Consider the following 19,272-nt stretch of genomic DNA (forward strand, 5'->3'; position numbering starts at 1 on the left):
TTCACGGGGACGGTGCCGGGCGTCACCAGCGCGACTACTTGCAAGTAACCTACGGTGCCGTAACCTGATGTCGTGACCACCTCCGCCCCGCTTCGACTGAAGCCGGTCGACATCGGTAAGCCCCGGATGCGCGGCTGGCTGCACACGTACGCCTTCTTCGTCGCCCTGGTCTGCGGCATCGTGCTGTGCTCGATCGCCGCCACCCGGCCGGGGTGGGCACCCCTGGTGAGCTGCGTCATCTACAGCCTGACCGTCTGCGGGCTCTTCGGCACCAGCGCGCTGTACCACCGTCGCGTGTGGTCCGAGCGCGGCTACCAGGTGATGCGCCGGATGGACCACTCGATGATCTTCTTGTTCATCGCCGGCACGTACACCCCGTTCTGCGCTCTGCTGCTCGCGCCGCGACCGGCCACCGTGATGCTGGCCCTGGTCTGGGGTGGTGCGCTGGCCGGCGTGGCGCTCAAGGTGGTCTGGCCGCACGCCCCACGCTGGGTTTCCGCGCCGCTCTACCTGGCGCTCGGTTGGGTGTCGGTGGCCATGCTGCCGGAGATCCTGCACGGGGGCGGCGTCGCGGCGCTGGTGCTGCTGATCGTCGGCGGCGCGATCTACAGCGTCGGCGCGGTCTTCTACGCGTTGCGCCGGCCCAACCCGTGGCCGACCGTCTTCGGCCACCACGAGTTCTTCCACGCCTGCACCCTGCTGGCCGCGCTGTGCCACCACATCGCGATCTACTTCGCGCTGTTCGCCTGACCCCGACCGGCACAGGACGCGAGCCGGGGCCCCGCGACGCTGCGGGACCCCGGAACGCGTGATCGTGGGGTCAGACCGGCCGACCCGGCCGGCGCACCTCGCGGTACTCCCGCATGACCCGGTCGTCCTGGACCGGCACCACGCGGTCGGCCACGACGCGGTCCTCCCGGACCGGCGCGGCGACCACCGTGCGGCGGCGGCTGTTCCAGAAGTAGAGGGTGGCGAGCAGGCCGGCGACGCCGGCCAGCATCAGCACCCAGCCAACCACGGCCAGGTTCAGCCAGCCCAGGTCGGCCTCCACGGCGAATGCGAAGATCGCGCCCAACGCGATCAGGAAGATGCTGCCACCAATGCCCATGTCTCGCTCCTCGGCTCCAACCTGGCGTACGTCGCGCCGCGGCCGTCGGTAGGGGTGCGGCACCCATCGACTTACCCCGGCACGGAGATCGCCAATCGGGCAAGCTGGGGGTATGACGGACGCCCATCCCGAGACACGGACTCTGGTGCTGCTCCGGCACGCGAAGGCCGAGCAGGGCGGCGAAGGGACCGACGACGCCCACCGGCCGCTCTCCGCGCGGGGGCACGCCGACGCGGCGGCGGCCGGTGCCTGGCTGGCCCACAACGGGCTGCTGCCGGACGTGGTGATCTGCTCGACGGCGCTACGGACCCGGCAGACCTGGCACGGGGTGGCGATGGGGATGACCGGTTCGCCACCGGAGGGCGGCCCAGCCGGTCCCCGCCCGACCGTCCGCTACGAGCCCGGCGCGTACGACGCCCATCCGGAGGAGTTGTTGGCGCTGGTCCGCACCATCGACGCGGCGGCACGGACGGCGTTGCTGATCGCCCACAATCCGGGCATCTCGCTGCTCTCCGCGCTTCTCGACACGGAGGGGGCGGACACGGAGGGGTTGCGGACCACCGAACTGGCGGTGCACCGCGGCGCGCTGAGCTGGACGGAGCTGGCCCCGGCTCGGGCACCGGTCATCGCACGGCACGTCGCACGCGGCTGAGCCACCCGCCGATGGTCGACGGGTGGCCCGGGCGTACGCGGCTCAGGAGGGTGGCGCGGTCGGCGGCGGCGGGTCGGGCGGCGGCGGCATCATCGCCGTCGGGTGCGAGAGCCGATTCTCCTCGACGATGAGGGTTCGGGCCCGCTTACGCCGGTCCTGCCAGAACCAGAGCGTGGTCAGCAGTACGGCCAGCCCCGCCAGGATGAACACCCAGCCGACCGCGCGCAGGTCTATCCACCAGACGTTGGCTCGTATCGCGAACGTCAGGATGGCGCCGATCGCGATGAGAAAGATCCCGCTTCCTACACCCATGTGCGCTGCACTCCCCCGTGCGGTGGCTCTGGGCGTTCCCTGTCGTGACCACGCGACGGTTACCCGCCCCGCTGCCGGCCTACCGGGGTCGGGCCACCGAATAGCGGGCAGCGCGACGGCCGGCGGGGCAGATGCCCCACCGGCCGTCGGTGTCGGATGACGCTCGGAACCTTCAGGCGTGCCGGGCACGCTCAGAAGGCCTCCTCCGGCAGGTCCATGATGTCGAGGTCCGCACCCTCGATGATGCGCCGGTCCGCGCCGATGCGCGGCAGCACCTCTCGGGCGAAGAACCGGGCAGCCGCCACCTTGCCGGTGTAGAACGCCTTGTCGGTGGCGGAGACCTCACCGGCCAGCGCCGTGAGCGCCACGTCGGCCTGCTTCTGGAGCAGCCAGCCGACCACCAGGTCGCCGATGGCCAGCAGGAACCGCCGGCTGCTGAGCCCGACCTTGTAGAGGGCGCGGGTGTCGCCGCCCTGCGCCTCGCCCAGCCAACCGGTCAGTACGCCGAGCATGTTCTGGATCTCGGCGAGCGCCTTGCCGAGCGCCTGCCGCTCCTCCTTGAGCTGGCCGTTGCCCGCCTCGGAGGAGATGAACTCCTGGATCTCGCCGGCGACCGCCATCAGCGCCCTGCCGTTGTCCCGGACGATCTTGCGGAAGATCAGGTCCAGGCTCTGGATGGCGGTGGTGCCCTCGTACAGGGTGTCGATCTTGGCGTCCCGGACGTACTGCTCCAGCGGGTAGTCCTGGAGGAAGCCGGAGCCGCCGAAGGTCTGCAGCGCCTCATGCCCGAGCAGCTCGTACGCCCGCTCCGAACCGACACCCTTGACCAGCGGCAGCAGCAGGTCGTTGACCCGCTTGGCCAGCTTGGTGGCCTTCTCGTCGCCGGCCGCCTCGGCGATGGCGATCCGGTCCTGCCAGGTGGCGGTGTAGAGGACCAGGGCGCGCAGGCCCTCCGCGTACGACTTCTGCAGCAGCAGCGAGCGGCGCACGTCCGGGTGGTGGGTGATCGTGACGCGCGGCGCGGTCTTGTCGGCCTGCTGGATCAGGTCGGCGCCCTGCACCCGGTTCTTCGCGTACTCCAGGGCGTTGAGGTAGCCGGTGGAGAGGGTGGCGATCGCCTTGGTGCCGACCATCATCCGGGCGTACTCGATGATCATGAACATCTGCCGGATGCCGTCGTGCTTGTCGCCCAGCAGCCAGCCCTTGGCCGGCACACCGTGCTCGCCGAAGGTCACCTCGCAGGTGTTGGAGACCTTCAGGCCCATCTTGTGCTCGACGTTGGTGGCGTAGACGCCATTGCGCTCGCCCAGCTCGCCGGTGGTCTCGTCGAAGTGGTACTTCGGCACCACGAAGAGCGACAGCCCCTTGGTGCCCGGGCCGCCGACACCCTCGACGCCCACCGGGCGGGCCAGCACGTAGTGGACGATGTTGTCGGTCAGGTCGTGCTCGCCCGAGGTGATGAAGCGCTTCACGCCCTCGATGTGCCACGTGCCGTCCGGCTGCTGGATGGCCCTGGTGCGGCCGGCGCCCACGTCCGAGCCGGCGTCCGGCTCGGTGAGCACCATCGTGGAGCCCCACTGCTTGTCGATGAAGAGCTTGGCCCACTTCTTCTGCCGCTCGGTGCCCTCGACGTGCAGCACGTGGGCGAAGGACGGGCCGGAGGCGTACATCCAGACCGGGGCGTTCGACCCGAGCACCAGCTCGGCGAGGGCCCACCAGAGAGCGCGCGGCGCGTTGGTGCCGCCCAGCTCGGGCGGCAGGTCCAGCCGCCAGAACTCGGAGTCCATGAATGCCTGGTACGACTTCTTGAACGACTCCGGGAGCGGGGCGGTGTGCGTGGCCGGGTCGAAGACCGGCGGATTGCGGTCACTGTCCGTGTAGCTGGCGGCCAGATCCTCGCGGGCGAGTCGGTCGACCTCGGCGAGGAAGCTGCGGGCGGTGTCGGTGTCGAGTTCCGAGTACGGCTCCTGGCCGAACGCCCGGTCAGCCCCGAAGACCTCGAACAGGTTGAATTCGAGGTCCCGGAGGTTGCTCTTGTAGTGGGTCATGCTCACTGGCCCCGCTTCCGGACAGGTGTTACCGATCAGTAACCCCGACTCTATTACTCGCGGGTAGCTAGCGACAACCCAATCACCCAAGTGACAGGCATTACACACTTCCGAGGCGCGCCCGCGTCCGGCCGGGTTCAGCCCTCGGCGGCGCCGACCTCCCAGCTCGGCACGGCCGCCGCCGCGCCGGTCCGCTCGCCGGCGTACTCCATCAGGACCAGGGCGATGTCGTCGTCGAGCCGGCCGTGCACCCACTCGACCAGGGCCGTCTCCAGCGAGGCCAGCCCGTCGGCGACCGTGCCGTGCCCGAGCAGTCGCCAGGCCCGGTCCGCCGTCGGGAAGAACTCGCCGTCCCGCCGGGCCTCACCGAGACCGTCGGTGAACAGCAGCAGCCGGTCGCCGGGCTCGAGGCGTTCCACCCGCGGGCGCACCACCGGCATGAACCCGAGCGGAGGCGCCGGCGCGGGTGGCTCCAGCGGGATCACCGCGCCCCGGCGCAGCAGCAGCGGCGGCGGGTGCCCGCAGTTGACGATGGTGAGCGTGCCACCACGCTCCTCTACCAGTGCCGCCGTCACGAAGTCCTCGTCACCGACGTTACGGGCCACCGCGCGATCCAGATCGGCCACCACGGCGCGCAGGTCGGCCCGCTCGTACGCCACGTGCCGGTAGGAGCCGAGGACGATGCTGGCCAGCCGGACCGCGTCCAGGCCCTTGCCGCGCACGTCACCGATGATCATGCGAACCCCGTAGGGCGTGTCGATCGCCTCGTACAGGTCCCCACCGATCTCGGCCGTCGCGGTGGAGGAGATGTAGCGGCCGGCCACCGACAGCGTGCCGACCTGCGGGCCGAGCGAACGCAGCACCGCCTGCTGAGCCACCGAGGCGAGCTTGGTCAACTCGCCGATCTTCACCGCCTGCCGCTGCCGTACCCAGGCCACCGCCATCGCCAGCCCGGTGACGAACGCGACCCCGACCACGTTGACCGAGGTGACCAGCGACATCTCCGGCTCGATCAGGGCGAAGCCGGCCCCGATCAGGGTCGCCGCGGCGCCCACCCCCAGCACCACCTGCCACGCGGCCAGCGCGGCGGCCAGGACCGGGGCGGCCGCCAGCAGCGCGACGTAGTGCGCGGGCCGGCCGTCCGCCAGCTCCACCGCCGAGACGATCGCGAGCAGAACGAGGGCCGCGCCGAGGCCGGCGCGGGATCCGGGGCTCAGCGGGCGACGGCCCGACTGGAGGAGTCGCGTGGGTACGAGGGACAGCATGCCTGATCCACGTGAGCGGGTGAATGAACCTGACCCGTCGTCCGAGGAGGTTCTGTCCGGCTGGCGGGGGTGTCCGGCCGGAACGGCATCGCCCGCCCCGCTCAGCCGAGGACCTCGTACCTGACGGTGAGCGCGCCCACGTCCACCGAGGCGATGGTCGCGAACGCGGCCCGCGAGAGGTCCAGGCAGCGGCCGTCGATGAACGGGCCACGGTCGTTGATCCGTACCACGACCGACTTGCCACTGGCCGGGTTCGTCACCCGGACCTTGGTGTTGAACGGCAGGGTCTTGTGCGCCGCGGTCAACTCGTTCGGGTTGAACGACTCGCCGTTGGCGGTGAGCTGCCCGTCGGAGTAGAAGGAGGCGCCGCACGATCCGCTCTCCAGCACCTTCGCGGCCACGGTCTTCTTCTTCGCGGTCGGGCTCGGCTTCGGTGGTGCAGCGGTACGGGTCTTGTTCCGGGAGGCGGCCTGCGGCGACCGGCTGGCCGTCACGCTCGGCGAGGCGCTGGCACTCGGGGAGGCGGCCGGGGAGCTGGCGGCAGGGCTGCTGGCGGCGATGGTCGGGGCGAACTCGATGGTGGCCTGCTCCGGCTGCGCGGAGCCCGAGGTCAGCTGCACGGCGCCGACGGTGCCCCCGACGGCGAGGGCGACGGCGGCCGCTGCAGTGGCCGCGATGCCCGCCGGGGAGGAGAAGATGCGGGTACGGGAGTGCCTGCCTGCCACCGGCCCGGTCCTTTCGTCGACTGAACAAACCGGGTCGGACCGTAACGAGAGAAGTACTTCCGAAGTCAACGTGATCATTGTGGTATGCCCGTATTTGCACTGGTACGTGTAGCCGATCATCCGAGCCGGGATGGGCCGGCCGGCCCGGGTGCCCGCACCCCCGACGCGGGTGCCGCAGGATGGACCGATGCCAGCCGAGCTGACCGAACGCCTCGCCGCCCTGTTCCGGTGGATCGACCCCGGACCGGGCACCAGCCACCTGGTCAGCGACATCTCCGGTTGGTGGCGCGACCCGGCCGTACTGGCCGAGCTGGGACCGGCCCTGGTGGCGCCGTACCGGTCCGCCCGGCCGACCGTGGTGCTCGCCCCCGCGGTCACCGGGCTGCTGCTCGGGCCCTTGGCCGCCACCGCCCTCGGAGTCGGCTTCGTGGCCGCGCACAAGCCTGGCGACGGGCGGCTGCCGGCCGGGCCGCTCACCTGGGCGCAGAGCCCGCCGGACTACCGGGGCCGGCAGGTCGACCTGGCCGTACGGGACCGGCACCTCGGCCCCGGCGACCGGGTCCTGGTGGTGGACGACTGGGTGCGCACCGGAGCGCAGATCCGCGCCCTCTACGACATCTGCGCGGCGCGCGGAGCCGAGGTGCTGGGCAGCGCCGTGGTGGCCATCGACTGCCCGCCCGACGTCGCGACAGAGCTCCGGATCACCGGCCTGATCAGCGGCGCCGATCTGCCGTCTTGACCTGAACCGTGGTTCATCTCCGACGATCGACGCATGGACGACGGGATCCTCGACGAGGCGTACGAACGGCTGCATCGCACCGGCCCCGAATACGAGGGCTGGCTGACCAACCACGGGCCGATGGCCGTCGAGGCGCTGGCCCGGCACGGGCACCAGCAGCGGGTGCACCGCTGGCTCGACGACTACCTCGGTCGCCTCAACGAGCTGCCCCGTGGGCTGCGCCCGATCGACGACTGGCGGGCGGCGCTGGGCGACGCGAAGCGGGCCGGTGACTGGCTGGCGTACTTCGACCGGGAGCTGCGCGAACGCCCGTGGCGGGAGGTGCTCGGCACCTGGTGGCCGCGGCTGCTGCCCGGCATCGCCGCCGGCGCCACCCACGGCGTGATCCGGGTCGGGCACGCCGTGCGCGCGCTCGACCCGGCCGGCGCCAACCCGCAGCGGCTCGCCGAGCTGGGCCAGGCCCTCGGCTACTGGGCCGCCCGCTGGCAGCCGGTCCCCGGAGAAGACCGACTGCTCCACCCGGCCGCGTCGGTCGGCTCCGTCGCTGCCGAGGCGGGCGGGACGGGCACCGACGCGATGGACGTGGATGCCGCGCTGGCCGGCCTGCCCCGGATCGACGACCAGTCCGGGGGCATCCTGGCCCGGCTGGGCCGGCTTCCGGGCGTACCGGGATGGGAGCCGGCACTCGCGGCGCTGCGCCCCGCGCGAAGCCCGGCCGAGGCGGAGCGGGGGCTCGCCGCGCTGGTGCACCGGGCCGGCCTGGACTACCTGCGCTTCGGGCACGCCGCGCCGGTCATGCTGGTGCACGCGGTCACCGCGCCGACCGCGGTGCTGCGTACCCTGCCGGCACTCGATCGGGCGCTCTGGGCGCCGAGCCTCGCCGCGGCCTGGGCCGCGACGGCGGCCGTGACCTCGGTGTACGCCCCGACGGACGGGATGGCACCGCCGACCGTGCCGGCGGCGACCCCGGCGGAGGTCTTCGCCCGGGCAGCCCGCCACGGTGACGAGCACGTGGTCAAGCTGGCCGACGCGGTGCTCGACGCGCACGCGGCCACCGGCGACGAGCGGCTGCTCACCGCCGCGGGCTACGCCGGCCAGCTGATCTGACCAGGGGCCGGCATATTGCGGCGGCGGTACGGGTCGAGCTGGCCTAGCCTCGGCAGGATGTGGCCTCGGATCGGTGAACTGCGCACCCTCGCCCTCGGCACCCCCGGCGAGCTGCGGGCGACCCTGAACACCCTGGTGCTGGCCGGCGTGAAGACCGCCACGGCCGGCCGGCTCGCCGAGTACGCGGAGGAGGGCGAGGAACTGGAGCGGGTCGGCGAACGGCTGGCCCTCGTTGACGACGACGATGCGCTGGCCGGCGTCGTGGAGATCACCGGCATCGAGGTGGTCCGTTTCGCCGACGTGCCCTGGGACTTCGCCCGCGCCGAGGGTGAGGGTGACCGCTCGATCGAGGAGTGGCGGGCCGGACACTCGGCCTACTGGGCGCGACTCGGCACCCCGGTCGACGACGACACCCCGATCGTCTGCCTCCGCCTACGGCTGGTGTCCGGCGGCGAGGGCGGGGTGGCTGGCGGCGACCTCGGCACCTGACCGGTTGTCGCTGGCGGCGCGATCCTCAGCCGCGCAACTCCGGCAGCAGCCGGGTCGCCACGTCCACCAGGACCGCCTCATCGCCGGCGTACCAGCTGCTGGCCCTCGGCCAGTGCGTCACCACGTCGGTGAAGCCGAGGTCAGCGGCCCGGCCGACCTGGTCGGCGAAGAACTGCGCGCTGCTGAGCGAGAAGACCGGCGCCGCGTCCAGCGAGAGATACCGGTCCAGGGTGGCCGGATCACGGCCGGCCTCATCCAGCGTCCGGTCCATCCGCGCGGACAGCGCCGACACGGTGCCCCACCAGCCCTCCACGTCGTCGGCGTCGGTGCCGGTGGTCACCCAGCCCTGGCCGAACCGGGCCACCAGCCGCATCGACCGCGGCCCGTTGGCGGCCACCACGAACGGCACCCGGGGCTGCTGCACGCAGCCAGGATTGTTACGGGCGTCCACCGCGGCGAACCAGTCACCGCGCCAGGTGGTGCCGTCCTCCCGCAGGATCAGATCCAGCAGTTCGGTGAACTCGGCGAACCGGTCGACCCGCTGACGCGGTGGCAGCGTCTCGCCACCCAGCACCGCCGAGTCGAAGCCGATACCGCCCGCGCCCAGGCCGAGCAGCAGCCGACCGTCCGAGACATCGTCGACCGTGGTGATCTGCCGGGCGAACGCCGCCGGGTGCCGGAAGTTCGGCGACGCAACCAGGGTGCCCAGCCGGATCCGGGAGGTCACCGTGGCGGCCGCGGTCAGCGTGGTCATCGAGTCGAACCACGGGCCGTCCACAAGGTCCCGCCAACCCAGGTGGTCGTACGTCCAGGCGTGGTCGAAGCCCCACTCGTCGGCCTGCCGCCAGCGACGCTGCGACTCCGTCCAGCGCTGGTCCGGCAGGATCACGATGCCAATTCGCATGATCGCCAGCCTAGCCGGGGGCACCACGGGCGCCCGGCTTTCGCTACCGTTCTCCGATGGACCTACGGTCGCGTCGGGCCGACACGGTACGAGCATTCGGCACCATGTCGCTGGTGGCTGGCTTCCTGACTTCGCTGCTCACCATGCCATCCGACTACGACGGGCTCAGGCCGCAAATCCTCGCCGCCCTCCTCGTCCTGACGGGCACCGGTCTGCGGATCGAGGCGGCGATCATCGACCGTAAGTCGTAGTCCCGCCGTCGCTGGCGGCCCGTACCCTCCGGTCATGATCGCCCAGCCAGCCGCTGCCCGCCCACCTCTGGGTCGCCGGTCACGCACACTCTTCACGGCGGCGATCGTGATCGCGGTGATCGCGCCGTCAATGGTCTTTCGCGAGCTGATGGAGGCCCGGTTCGGCCGCGGGCCGCTGGCCGACCTCAGCGCGATCGCGGTGCCCGTCGTGGTGACCGCCTGGCTGGCGCCGCACGCCTCCTACCGCCGCCGCGATGCCCTGCTGTGGCTGGTCGGCCCGGGCATCTGGATCTTCGCGGTGATCGCCTGGCGGCTGGCCTTGCTGCCGTACCGCGACTGGAAGCCCCGCCCCGAGGAGGTGCCCCGCATGCGCTGGCTGAGTGGCCCGGAGTACGCCGGGATGTGGGACCTGCCGACGGATGACCGCCAACCGGACCGGTCATCGGAGAGCAATCCCGCGCACTGACCTGTCGCGCTGTGGTCCACGTCACACTGCCTTCCTGTAGGGAGTTCTCCGGCGGCTCCGACCCATCGGTGAGCGGGCACCCGAACGGGTGTCGCCCGAGGAGAGGACAACGCGAGATGACGAAGGTGACCGCACAGGTGTCGGTGTCGATGGACGGGTTCTACGCCGGCCCGCAGTTCGCCGGCGAGGGCGACTGGATGGACTCGGCCGAGAGCGCCGGATTCTTCCGGGTCACCCGCTGGGTGACCGACGCCGGGGCGTGGCGCGAGCGACAGGGCTTCGCCGGTGGTGAGCGGGACACGAACTCGGACGTGGTCGCCGAGTCGTTCGAAGCGGCCGGCGCGTACGTGATGGGGCGGCGGATGGCCGACGGCGGTGAGGTGCCCTGGGGCGAGGAGCCGCCGTTCCGCGCGCCCGTCTTCGTCGTCACGCACCGCCCCCGCGAGCCCCTGCTGCGCGGCGGTGGCACCAGCTTCACCTACGTCACCGATGGCGTGGCCAGTGCGGTCGAGCAGGCGCGTGCCGTGGCCGGCGGCAAGGACGTGGCGGTGGCCGGCGGCGGCAGCCTCGTACGCCAGGTCCTCAAGGCCGGCGTGCTCGACCAGTTGGAGCTGCACGTCGTACCGGTCGTGCTCGGCACCGGCCTCCGGCTGTTCGACGCGGACCTCGACCTCGGCGAGAAGGAGGCGATCGAGCTGACGCCCACCCGGGTCATCCACACGCCGCAGGTCACCCACATCCGGTACGAGGTGCGCGGTCGCGCCCCGCTCGTCCTCGACGACCGGGGCCGCGGCGGCGGCCCGACGGTGACCACGAACTGAACCGCGCCGACCGGATACGGGACCATCAACCCAAGAGGAGATCCCATGCCGCAACTGTTGCGGGTGCAGTGCTTCAACGTTTCGCGCGACGGGTTCGGCACCGGTGAGGGGCAGGGCCTGGAACGACCCTTCGGCCACGCGGACCCCACCCCGCTGTTCTCCTGGCGTGCCGCCACCGCCAGCTTCGTGTATCGCACCGAACCGGGCGGCACTCGCGGGCTGGACGACTACCTGACCCGCGACGCCGAGTGCAACATCGGCGCGGAGATCATGGGTCGCAACAAGTTCGGCCCACAGCGCGGCCCCTGGGAGGACCACGAGTGGCAGGGATGGTGGGGTGACAACCCGCCGTTCCACACGCCGGTCTTCGTACTCACCCACCATGTGCGGCCGTCGTTCACCCTGGCCGACACCACGTTCCACTTCCTCAATGCCAGCCCCGCCGAGGCGCTGGCCCGGGCGAAGCAGGCAGCCGCCGGTCGGGACGTACGCCTCGGCGGTGGGGTGGCGACCATCCGCGAGTTCATCGAGGCCGACCTGGTCGACACGATGCACATCGCCGTCGCGCCCGTCGACCTCAATCGGGGCGAGCGCCTGTGGGACAGCCACACCGATCTTCTCGACCGCTTCCACCTCGAGTCGGTGCCCAGCCCCAGCGGAGTCACCCATCTCCTGTTCTGGAAACGATGACCGCCAACACGATCACAGCATGCTGACCCGTTGCCCTGAGCACGGTCGCCTACCGGCGGGACAGCACCAGCATCCAGTAGCCGTCGGATGTCAGTGGCCGTGTCAGGATCGTGTCAGGGGGTGACAGGCCCGGCGCCGCTCAGTGCCGGCCGACCCGCTTGTGCTTGGAACGGCTGGTGAACCCGGCGCCGCCACTGTTGGAAGCGCCGGGCCGCCGCGGCGCCGTGCGCCGGGGGAACCATCTCCGGAACGGGATGCGGGAGATCGTCAGCAGAACCGCCACGACCAGGATCACGAACCCGGCCGCGCCGATGACACCTTGGATGCGGCCCCGGTGTCCACTGAGCGCGTCGAAGTCGGTGACGAAGTCGCTCGGATCGGTGGGGTTCACCCAGATCGGCACGACATCGCCGGGTGGCAGACACACCTCGAAGCAGCCCAGCTCCTGCTCGTACGTCCGGCCGGCCATCTCGTACCGGAGATACATGGTGGTGGAGCTGCCACCCCGCTTGCTCTCCCGGTCGTAGACGACGGCCCGCGCCGGCACACCTTCGGCCCGCAGTTCGGTCTTCCAGTCGTCGAGTGCGTACTGGGTGTGCAGCGGCAACCAGAGCAGGGCACCACCGGCCACCACCAGCAACACGCATCCGACGGTCACCCAGACCGGGCGCCTCAGCAACATGATCAGGCGGCTCACCGGCTCATCGTGCCGCTCCGACGCAAGGATCACGCCCGCTGTCGCTCGAAGTCAGATGATCTGCGTCAGTGCCAGATGACAGGAGAACAGGAGCGCCGCTGTCGCGATCGGCCACGGCCACCAGCGGCGGGGTCGGGGAAGCCGGATCAGCGAAGTCACGAGGCAGAGCGCTCCCGCGAGCCCCGTCGCGGCGGCCACGATCCAGAAGGTCCGCAGCTCCGGATGCCAGCAGGCTTCCAACCCGTCGACGGCGGGATCGCACGGTTCGGGACCCGGGCCGGTGAGCGCACGCACGAAAAAGCTCAGGTTGAAGGCGAACACCAGCAGGAGCGGAAAACCGACGATCGCGAGAGGGATCGCCACCCCGAGGCGCAAGGCGCGAGTGCGGGCACGGATGGTTACCCGCTCAGGGCCTGCCGGACGGCCATCTACGGTGGTCACTCCGACATCATGGTCGCCGGCACGCCGCTCGTCGTCATCCGACCGTTCGGCATTACGAGATCAAGTTGTCAGGTCCGCCGGCCCGGGTGCATCTCCGGACCAGCACGACCGGCGCCGCCCTGTCGAGCCGACCTCACCGAAACCACGTTGTTGTTCTGCTGGCCCGTGTCTACGGTGCAGTGATGCTCTCGCGAATGCTGACGGTGACCTTCGATGCGCATGACCCTGCTCGCCTGGCGCAGTTCTGGGCCGGAATGCTCGGCCGGGAGGTCGTCGAGGACGCCGATCGTGCGCTCCTGCCCGGCGACGACACTCAGCTCAGCCTCCAGTTCGTCCCGAGCCGCACGAAGAAGGTGGGGCCGAAACGCCTGCACCTTCACCTGACCAGCGCCAGCGACGCCGCCCAGCAGCACACGGTGGCGCGGGCACTGGGGCTCGGCGGCGGTCACCTCGACGTCGGGCAGCGCCCCGAGGAGGGGCACATCGTCCTTGCCGACCCCGAGGGCAACGCGTTCTGCGTCATCGAGTCCGGCAACGGCTTCCTCGCCGGGTGCGGCCTGCTCGGGGAAATCGCCTGCGACGGCAACCGGGAGGTCGGCCTCTTCTGGAGCGAGGCGCTGGGCTGGCCGCTGGTGTGGGACCAGGACGAGGAGACCGCGATCCAGTCACCGCACGGCGGCACGAAGGTCGCGTGGGGTGGCCCACCCGTGGCCCCCAAAACGGCGAGGAACCGGCAGCGCTTCGACCTCGCCCCGGCCGGTGGCGATCAGCAAGCCGAGGTCGATCGGCTGGTCGCCCTCGGGGCCACTCGGCTCGAGGTCGGTGCGGACGGCGCCGTCCTACTGGCCGATCCCGACGGCAACGAGTTCTGCGTCAGAGGACGCTGACCGCAGCGCGGCGCCCCGCGAGCCCCCGCAAAACCGGTTGGCGGACCGCGGCGACACTGCTACTTTTCCGGAGGCCGTGCGAGAGATCGAGGAGGTGGTACCCGTGAACGTATCGACATGGGTGCTCCCCTCCGGGGTCACGGTCGGGCGATAGGTCGTCCGGGAGCGCCGTTCACGAGCACTCCCGAAAGGCACGACCATGCGATTCACTTCCGAGCAGCGCCTCGACGACGGCGTCCTCGAACGCGAATTCACCCTCGGCGAGATCCCCGGCATCCTGTGGACGCCCGGATCCGCATCCGCACCGGTCCCGCTGATCCTGCTCGGCCACCCCCCGCTCGGACTGCGCAAGATGTACCCCCGTCTGGTGGCTCGGGCCCGGCACTCTGCGGCGGAGGGCTTCGCCGCGGCCACCATCGAGCTCCCCGGCAGTGGTGACCGGCCCCGTTGGGCCGCCGTCGAGCAGGCCCGCGCCGACCTGCGCCGGGCGCTGGAGGCCGGCGAGCCGGTCAGCGACGAGATCATCGACGCCCTCATCCTCCCGCTCGTCAACAAGGCGGTCCCGGAATCGCAGGCCGCCCTGGATGCCCTCCTGTCGCTGCCCGAGATCGGCGGCCCGGTCGGGTACTCGGGGGGAGTGATCTCCGTCGGCATCCGGCTCGCGGTGGTCGAGCCGCGCATCGTGGCCGCCGGCTTCTTCGCCGGGAGTTTCGTGCCTCGCACCATGTTCGAGGAGGCCCGACAGGTCACCATTCCGCTGCATGTCCTACTGCAGTGGGATGACGAAGGGAACGACCGGCAGGCGGCCCTGGACCTGTTCGACGCCTTCGGCTCCAAGGAGAAAACGCTGCACGCCAACATGGGCGGACACACCGGTGTCCCGCAGTTCGCAGGAGAGGACGCGGCCGGGTTCTTCGCCCGGCATCTGCGCTAGCCGCAGGCCCGGCCCGCCGTCAGGCCATCGGGCCGTACCGGCCGGTCGTAGCACGGTCGCTGACCTTGGAATATCGAAGGCCCTGGCTGGGACTTGTGTCCTGGCCAGGGCCTTGATCGTGGAGCGGGTGACGGGAATCGAACCCGCACTGTCAGCTTGGGAAGCTGATGTTCTGCCATTGAACTACACCCGCGAGCGGCACCACTGTACCTGAGTCACCCAGCCAGTGCACCCAGGTACCCCGCCCCCACGTGACGGCCGACCACCCGCCCCACCGCGGAGAACCACCATTGCCCCCCTGAGCCACCGTGCACGGAAAGTAGTTTCCTTATGACAAGATATGGCCATTCTCAAATGCATCGATGAGTTGTAACGTCTGCCACACCTTGCCAGCCACGGCGTGACACACCCCCTGCCACGTCGCCAAAAAGAGGTGGCCCATGGGACTTCGTCCCAACCTGCTGACCCGGCGTGCCGCCGGTGTCGCTTCGACGACTCTCGCGCTGCTGCTCAGCACCGCCGCGGTGGGCGTCGTTCCGGCTGCTTCGGCGTTCTCCGCAGCCCCCGGTGGCGCCTGCGTGGAGCCGACCGGCAGCCACGCCAACGCCCGGATGAAGCCCGGCGCGGCGGCGAAGCACGACCCGAACGAGCTGACCGCGAAGCAGGTACGCGAGCGGGACGCCGACCTGGCGGCGGCGCTGCGCGAACGCGCCAACTTCCGGGTCGGTGCCGGTGCCACGGCACTGGCCACCGTCACCATCCCGGTGGTGGTGCACGTGATCCAGGAGAACAGCACGCGTGCGGGTGGCAACATCCCGGACTCGCTGATCACCGCCCAGATCAACGTGCTCAACCAGGCGTACTCCGGTGCGACCGGCGGTGCCGTCACCGCCTTCGCCTTCCGCCTCGACAAGATCAACCGGGTGACGAATCCGTCCTGGTACCCGATCGTGCAGGGCTCGTCGGCGGAGCGGTCGATGAAGTCCTCGCTGCGGGTGGGCGGCAAGAACACGCTCAACATCTACCTGGGCGAGTTGAGCAACGACCTGCTGGGCTGGGCGACCTTCCCGCAGCGGAACCTGAGCAGCATGGACGGCGTGGTCGCGTTGAACGAGTCACTGCCGGGCGGAACGGCCACCAACTACAACCAGGGCGACACCGGCACCCACGAGGTGGGCCACTGGCTGAACCTCTACCACACCTTCCAGGGCGGCTGCGGTGGCTCGGGTGACAGCGTCAGCGACACCCCGGCCGAGGCGTCGCCGGCGTACGAGTGCCCGACCGGGCGGAACACCTGCTCGGCGGCCGGGCTGGACCCGATCACCAACTTCATGGACTACACCTACGACTCGTGCATGTACCAGTTCACGCCGGGCCAGGCCAGCCGCATGCTGACCGTGTGGAACGCGTACCGCGCCGCGTAGCTTTCCCGCGTACCACCGGTGCCGGCTCCGTCACGACGGAGCCGGCACCGGCGTCTTTCCCCAGGACCCCGGCCCCGGTCAGGCGGCCGAGCGTTGGACGTCACGGTTGCGGCGGACCGGGCGGGTCTGCGGTACGGGGGCCGGGCCGGCCGCCGCAGGCGGGGCGTGCGGATCGAGCCAGACCTGGACCGCCGGCCGGCCCTGCGCGCCACCCGTGATGCCCATGCCGTGCTGGTCGCGGCGGGTCAGCATCGCCACGTCGACGGTGAACTCGAACAGCCGCCAGTCGACCTGCGGCTCGGCCCGGGCGCTCTGCGCCAGCCGCGCCACCCGAGCCGGATCGGTCACCGGCCAGGCGTGCCCCGCCACGTACGCCTCGTCGTCGCTCTCCTCCGGCGGGAACGAGTGCAGCGCGTAACGGCCGTCCCGTTCGAGGTCACGGCGCTTCGGAGAGTCGATGACGAAGCAGAACAGACCCTCGTCGGTGATGACCGGGGAGACCGGGTGGACCCGGGGCCCGCCGTCGGCGCGGACCGTGGCCAGATAGCCGAAGCCCGGCCCGTACTGCTGAAGGAGAACGCGGATCCCGTCGGCGAGTCGGGGCTCGTCGGCGGCGAATTCGGACCAGGAAGCCATGTGGACATTCTATCGAACAAATGTACGATCAGCGACCTCGACGCGCTGGTCACCGGCACCGAATCCTGTCACTGCGGCAAACGCCGCTATGGTGGTCCGATGCTGCTCTCCGACCGCGACCTGGTCTCCGAGATCAAGGCCGGCACGCTGGGCCTGGAGCCGTTCGAGCCCACCCTGGTCCAACCGTCCAGCATCGACGTACGACTCGACCGGCTGTTCCGGGTCTTCAACAACCATCTCTACACCCACATCGACCCGGCAATGCAGCAGGACGACCTCACCTCGGTCGTCGAGGTGCCTGACGGCGAGCCGTTCGTGCTGCACCCGGGCGAGTTCGTGCTGGCCTCGACGCTCGAGGTCATCTCACTGGGCGACCAGCTCGCCGGCCGGCTGGAGGGCAAGTCGAGCCTGGGCCGGCTCGGTCTGCTCACGCACTCCACCGCCGGCTTCATCGACCCGGGCTTCTCGGGGCACGTGACGCTGGAGCTGTCCAACGTGGCGAACCTGCCGATCACCCTCTGGCCGGGCATGAAGATCGGGCAGCTCTGCATCTTCCGGCTCTCCTCGCCGGCCGAGCACCCGTACGGCTCGGTGGTGTACGGCTCGCGTTACCAGGGGCAGCGCGGGCCGACCCCGAGCCGCGCCTGGCAGCACTGGCGCACCTGGCCGACCCGCTGAAGCCACTCGTCGGGCAATGCGCCCGCCGTGTTAGTAAGGGGCCCCTCCTATACCGGAGGCGTTAAGAAGGGGCCCCTGCTTACATCTCAGCCTGGGCGGCCGTAGCTGTGGATCGGGCCGTCGTCGACCTTCTTCATCTTGATCGGCTGACCGGCCTGCGAGGCGTGCACGACCCAGCCATTACCCACGTACATCCCGACGTGGTGGATGTCGCTGTAGTAGAAGACCAGATCACCGGCGCGTAGGTTGGCCCGGCTGACGTCCTTGGTCACCCGGCTCTGCTGGGCGGCGTTGTGCGGCAGCGACACACCGGCCTTGGCCCAGGCGGCCAGCATCAACCCGGAGCAGTCGTACGAGTTCGGACCCTCGGCACCCCACACGTAGGGCTTGCCGATCTGGGCGCAGGCGAACTTGACGGCCACACCGGCACCGCCGCCGGGGTAGCTGGCCGGGCAGGGCGCCGGACGCAGCGGACCGCCGCCACCGTTGCCGTAAACCTTCAGGCGCAGCTTCTGCAGGCGGTCGATCTCGTCGTTGATCTGCTTCTTCTTGGCCGCCAGCTGGGCCTCGGTCCGGGTCAGCTGGGCCACCATCTCGTCCAGTGGCGCCTTCTGCGCGGCCAGTTGGTCACGCAGGTCGGCCACCTGCCGCACGTCCTGCTGCTGGTTGTGCGCAAACCGGTCGAGCATCTCGAGCTGCCCGACCACGTCGCTCGGTGACCGGCTGCCCAGCACGGCGTTGACGGTGGAGACGTTCTCGCCCTTGTACGCGCGCACAGCCAGGGAGCTGACCTTGTCCATCGCAGCGTCGACCTGGCGCTCCAGCGGGGCGATCCGGGCGGCCAGCGCGTTGGCCTGCTTGCGCTTCGCGGCCAGGTCGGCCCGGGTGGCGTTGTGCCGTTCGATGATCGGTTCGAGCTTGTTCCAGTCGGCGTCGATCTGGCGCTCGATCTCGGCGACGGAGGGGTCGGCGTGGGCCGCCGTGGCGCTGCCCGTCAGGACGACGGCAACGCCGACCAGGGCGGCGAGGGCGGTGGTGAAGCGGGACCAGCGTGAGCGCGGCACGATCGACGTCGGGCCGGCTGACGCCGACCGCTCGGACGACGGCCGCGGGGCATGGTGAGCCACCGGGTTCCGTACTCCTTCTTCCCGACCGCCTACCGGGTTAGCTGACGGGTTCGGGCGGGAAGGTGGACGCCCTACCGCAGTGGCTGCGGATTCACCCCAGAAACCTGGGTCCCCGGCTCGCTCGGAAGCGACTCGGCGGTGTCGGTCCGTTACCGCCCGGGTGGGCGGAGCTGCTGTCGGCCCGACGAATGACCAGAGTAGAGACGACCGTTACCGATCCGCAACCGGTGGGGCCGTGACACTCCGTACCGATTGCCGGCGACGACGGCCGGGAACGAAGGTTTCCTTCCACGAACCTCGGTAGGTCGAAAGGTATTGACGGGAGCCCCGGGCGGGGCGAAGGTGACCTCACTTCGCCCTTCAGATCTAGGGGGTTCGATGCACGGTCCAACCCTGTCCACCGGCCGGCGCGCGCTGCTCGCCGCCGCCGTGGTCGCCGCCGCGACCGCGGTTCCCCTACCCGCCGGCCCAGCCGTGGCCGCACCCACCGCCGACCGCCAGCAGCAGTACGCCGCCGCGGCGACCGAGTACGGCGTACCGGCCGACGTGCTGCTCGGCGTCTCCTATCTGGAGTCACGTTGGGACAGCAACGCCGGCACGCCGAGTACCAGCGGCGGCTACGGCCCGATGCACCTGACCGACGCCCGGCACGTGGCCGCCCTACCGGGGCGCAGCCACCACGACGCCGGCACCGAGGACCCGCGCGGCGACGACTCCCGCCCCGCACGGGAGATGGCGCCCCGACCCGCCGAGGATCCCGCGCCGCCCGCCGCAGCGTTGCAGACCATGGACGCCGCCGCCGCACTGACCGGCGCCGCCCCCGAGTCGCTGCGCACCGACCCGAGCGTCAACATCTGAGGCGGCGCGGCAC

At 70.8% G+C, this 19,272-nt stretch carries 24 protein-coding genes, 1 tRNA gene and 1 riboswitch; of the genes, 14 read left to right on the forward strand and 11 right to left on the reverse strand.

What is annotated here, in order from left to right; all coding sequences use genetic code 11:
* Positions 1-72 precede the first annotated feature (72 nt).
* Positions 73-750: a hemolysin III family protein gene (locus tag ACFYPS_RS14525; protein ID WP_354966443.1), complete on the forward strand. Its 678-nt coding sequence runs from the start codon at positions 73-75 to the stop codon at positions 748-750.
* A gap of 70 nt (positions 751-820) precedes the next feature.
* Here ACFYPS_RS14525 and ACFYPS_RS14530 read toward each other — a convergent pair whose 3' ends face one another.
* Entirely contained in the window at positions 821-1,108 is a 288-nt protein-coding gene (locus tag ACFYPS_RS14530; RefSeq protein WP_354966442.1) for a DUF6458 family protein, read from the reverse strand.
* 112 nt (positions 1,109-1,220) lie between these two features.
* On the opposite strand from ACFYPS_RS14530, the gene ACFYPS_RS14535 reads away from it, so the two are divergent.
* The gene (locus tag ACFYPS_RS14535; RefSeq protein WP_354966441.1) at positions 1,221-1,760 is read left to right on the forward strand and encodes a histidine phosphatase family protein; all 540 of its coding nucleotides are present in this window, start codon (positions 1,221-1,223) and stop codon (positions 1,758-1,760) included.
* A gap of 42 nt (positions 1,761-1,802) precedes the next feature.
* On the opposite strand, the gene ACFYPS_RS14540 is transcribed toward ACFYPS_RS14535, so the two are convergent.
* The 4 genes from ACFYPS_RS14540 to ACFYPS_RS14555 form a co-directional block, all read right to left on the reverse strand.
* Positions 1,803-2,072, reverse strand: a complete 270-nt coding sequence (locus ACFYPS_RS14540; protein ID WP_074315731.1) for a DUF6458 family protein — start codon at positions 2,070-2,072, stop codon at positions 1,803-1,805.
* A gap of 191 nt (positions 2,073-2,263) precedes the next feature.
* Positions 2,264-4,120: an acyl-CoA dehydrogenase gene (locus ACFYPS_RS14545; protein ID WP_354966570.1), complete on the reverse strand. Its 1,857-nt coding sequence runs from the start codon at positions 4,118-4,120 to the stop codon at positions 2,264-2,266.
* 137 nt (positions 4,121-4,257) lie between these two features.
* A complete protein-coding gene (locus ACFYPS_RS14550) occupies positions 4,258-5,385 on the reverse strand; it encodes a PP2C family protein-serine/threonine phosphatase (RefSeq protein WP_354966440.1) in 1,128 nt (375 codons plus the stop codon).
* 101 nt (positions 5,386-5,486) lie between these two features.
* Positions 5,487-6,110: a septal ring lytic transglycosylase RlpA family protein gene (locus ACFYPS_RS14555; protein ID WP_354966439.1), complete on the reverse strand. Its 624-nt coding sequence runs from the start codon at positions 6,108-6,110 to the stop codon at positions 5,487-5,489.
* 187 nt (positions 6,111-6,297) lie between these two features.
* On the opposite strand from ACFYPS_RS14555, the gene ACFYPS_RS14560 reads away from it, so the two are divergent.
* From ACFYPS_RS14560 to ACFYPS_RS14570, 3 genes are read left to right on the forward strand one after another with little or no spacing between them, the layout of a single operon-like run.
* Positions 6,298-6,849, forward strand: a complete 552-nt coding sequence (locus ACFYPS_RS14560; protein ID WP_387324760.1) for a phosphoribosyltransferase family protein — start codon at positions 6,298-6,300, stop codon at positions 6,847-6,849.
* A 33-nt stretch (positions 6,850-6,882) separates the two neighbouring features.
* Complete coding sequence (locus ACFYPS_RS14565; RefSeq protein ID WP_387324762.1) at positions 6,883-7,956, forward strand: questin oxidase family protein; 1,074 nt, start codon at positions 6,883-6,885, stop codon at positions 7,954-7,956.
* Between the two features lie 57 nt (positions 7,957-8,013).
* A complete protein-coding gene (locus ACFYPS_RS14570) occupies positions 8,014-8,445 on the forward strand; it encodes an ASCH domain-containing protein (protein WP_354966436.1) in 432 nt (143 codons plus the stop codon).
* 25 nt (positions 8,446-8,470) lie between these two features.
* Here the strand turns inward: ACFYPS_RS14570 and ACFYPS_RS14575 are convergent, their stop codons facing one another.
* On the reverse strand, positions 8,471-9,349 hold the full coding sequence (locus ACFYPS_RS14575) for an LLM class flavin-dependent oxidoreductase (protein WP_354966435.1): 879 nt from the start codon (positions 9,347-9,349) through the stop codon (positions 8,471-8,473).
* Positions 9,350-9,405: 56 nt separating this feature from the next.
* On the opposite strand from ACFYPS_RS14575, the gene ACFYPS_RS14580 reads away from it, so the two are divergent.
* The 4 genes from ACFYPS_RS14580 to ACFYPS_RS14595 all read left to right on the forward strand — a co-directional run bounded on the left by ACFYPS_RS14580 (position 9,406) and on the right by ACFYPS_RS14595 (position 11,577).
* Complete coding sequence (locus tag ACFYPS_RS14580; RefSeq protein WP_354966434.1) at positions 9,406-9,600, forward strand: hypothetical protein; 195 nt, start codon at positions 9,406-9,408, stop codon at positions 9,598-9,600.
* 34 nt (positions 9,601-9,634) lie between these two features.
* Positions 9,635-10,066: a hypothetical protein gene (locus tag ACFYPS_RS14585; protein ID WP_354966433.1), complete on the forward strand. Its 432-nt coding sequence runs from the start codon at positions 9,635-9,637 to the stop codon at positions 10,064-10,066.
* Between the two features lie 116 nt (positions 10,067-10,182).
* The gene (locus ACFYPS_RS14590) at positions 10,183-10,887 is read left to right on the forward strand and encodes a dihydrofolate reductase family protein (protein WP_354966432.1); all 705 of its coding nucleotides are present in this window, start codon (positions 10,183-10,185) and stop codon (positions 10,885-10,887) included.
* Between the two features lie 45 nt (positions 10,888-10,932).
* Positions 10,933-11,577: a dihydrofolate reductase family protein gene (locus ACFYPS_RS14595; protein WP_354966431.1), complete on the forward strand. Its 645-nt coding sequence runs from the start codon at positions 10,933-10,935 to the stop codon at positions 11,575-11,577.
* Positions 11,578-11,716: 139 nt separating this feature from the next.
* Here ACFYPS_RS14595 and ACFYPS_RS14600 read toward each other — a convergent pair whose 3' ends face one another.
* Both ACFYPS_RS14600 and ACFYPS_RS14605 read right to left on the reverse strand, forming a co-directional pair.
* On the reverse strand, positions 11,717-12,274 hold the full coding sequence (locus ACFYPS_RS14600) for a DUF3592 domain-containing protein (RefSeq protein WP_354966430.1): 558 nt from the start codon (positions 12,272-12,274) through the stop codon (positions 11,717-11,719).
* Positions 12,275-12,325: 51 nt separating this feature from the next.
* Positions 12,326-12,715 (reverse strand): hypothetical protein, encoded by a 390-nt coding sequence (locus ACFYPS_RS14605; protein WP_354966429.1) that lies wholly within the window; start codon positions 12,713-12,715, stop codon positions 12,326-12,328.
* A 182-nt stretch (positions 12,716-12,897) separates the two neighbouring features.
* On the opposite strand from ACFYPS_RS14605, the gene ACFYPS_RS14610 reads away from it, so the two are divergent.
* Positions 12,898-13,602, forward strand: coding sequence for a VOC family protein (locus tag ACFYPS_RS14610; RefSeq protein ID WP_354966428.1), 705 nt, complete (start codon positions 12,898-12,900; stop codon positions 13,600-13,602).
* Between the two features lie 199 nt (positions 13,603-13,801).
* A complete protein-coding gene (locus ACFYPS_RS14615; RefSeq protein WP_354966427.1) occupies positions 13,802-14,536 on the forward strand; it encodes an alpha/beta hydrolase in 735 nt (244 codons plus the stop codon).
* 119 nt (positions 14,537-14,655) lie between these two features.
* Here the strand turns inward: ACFYPS_RS14615 and ACFYPS_RS14620 are convergent.
* A tRNA-Gly gene (locus ACFYPS_RS14620) sits at positions 14,656-14,729 on the reverse strand.
* 247 nt (positions 14,730-14,976) lie between these two features.
* Here ACFYPS_RS14620 and ACFYPS_RS14625 point away from each other — a divergent pair.
* A complete protein-coding gene (locus ACFYPS_RS14625; RefSeq protein WP_387324770.1) occupies positions 14,977-15,960 on the forward strand; it encodes a zinc metalloprotease in 984 nt (327 codons plus the stop codon).
* A 78-nt stretch (positions 15,961-16,038) separates the two neighbouring features.
* Here the strand turns inward: ACFYPS_RS14625 and ACFYPS_RS14630 are convergent, their stop codons facing one another.
* Positions 16,039-16,596, reverse strand: coding sequence for a pyridoxamine 5'-phosphate oxidase family protein (locus ACFYPS_RS14630; protein WP_354966425.1), 558 nt, complete (start codon positions 16,594-16,596; stop codon positions 16,039-16,041).
* Between the two features lie 99 nt (positions 16,597-16,695).
* On the opposite strand from ACFYPS_RS14630, the gene dcd reads away from it, so the two are divergent.
* Positions 16,696-17,274: a dCTP deaminase gene (dcd, locus tag ACFYPS_RS14635; RefSeq protein WP_089018323.1), complete on the forward strand. Its 579-nt coding sequence runs from the start codon at positions 16,696-16,698 to the stop codon at positions 17,272-17,274.
* Between the two features lie 86 nt (positions 17,275-17,360).
* On the opposite strand, the gene ACFYPS_RS14640 is transcribed toward dcd, so the two are convergent.
* Complete coding sequence (locus ACFYPS_RS14640) at positions 17,361-18,401, reverse strand: NlpC/P60 family protein (RefSeq protein ID WP_354966424.1); 1,041 nt, start codon at positions 18,399-18,401, stop codon at positions 17,361-17,363.
* A gap of 12 nt (positions 18,402-18,413) precedes the next feature.
* A riboswitch (cyclic di-AMP (ydaO/yuaA leader) is annotated at positions 18,414-18,549 on the reverse strand.
* Between the two features lie 230 nt (positions 18,550-18,779).
* On the opposite strand from ACFYPS_RS14640, the gene ACFYPS_RS14645 reads away from it, so the two are divergent.
* Positions 18,780-19,259 carry a hypothetical protein gene (locus tag ACFYPS_RS14645; RefSeq protein ID WP_354966423.1) on the forward strand — a complete coding sequence of 160 codons (480 nt, stop codon included), beginning with the start codon at positions 18,780-18,782 and terminating at the stop codon, positions 19,257-19,259.
* Positions 19,260-19,272: the final 13 nt, after the last annotated feature.

It is taken from the genome of Micromonospora sp. NPDC005087, assembly GCF_042872965.1.
Classification (GTDB): Bacteria; Actinomycetota; Actinomycetes; order Mycobacteriales; family Micromonosporaceae; genus Micromonospora.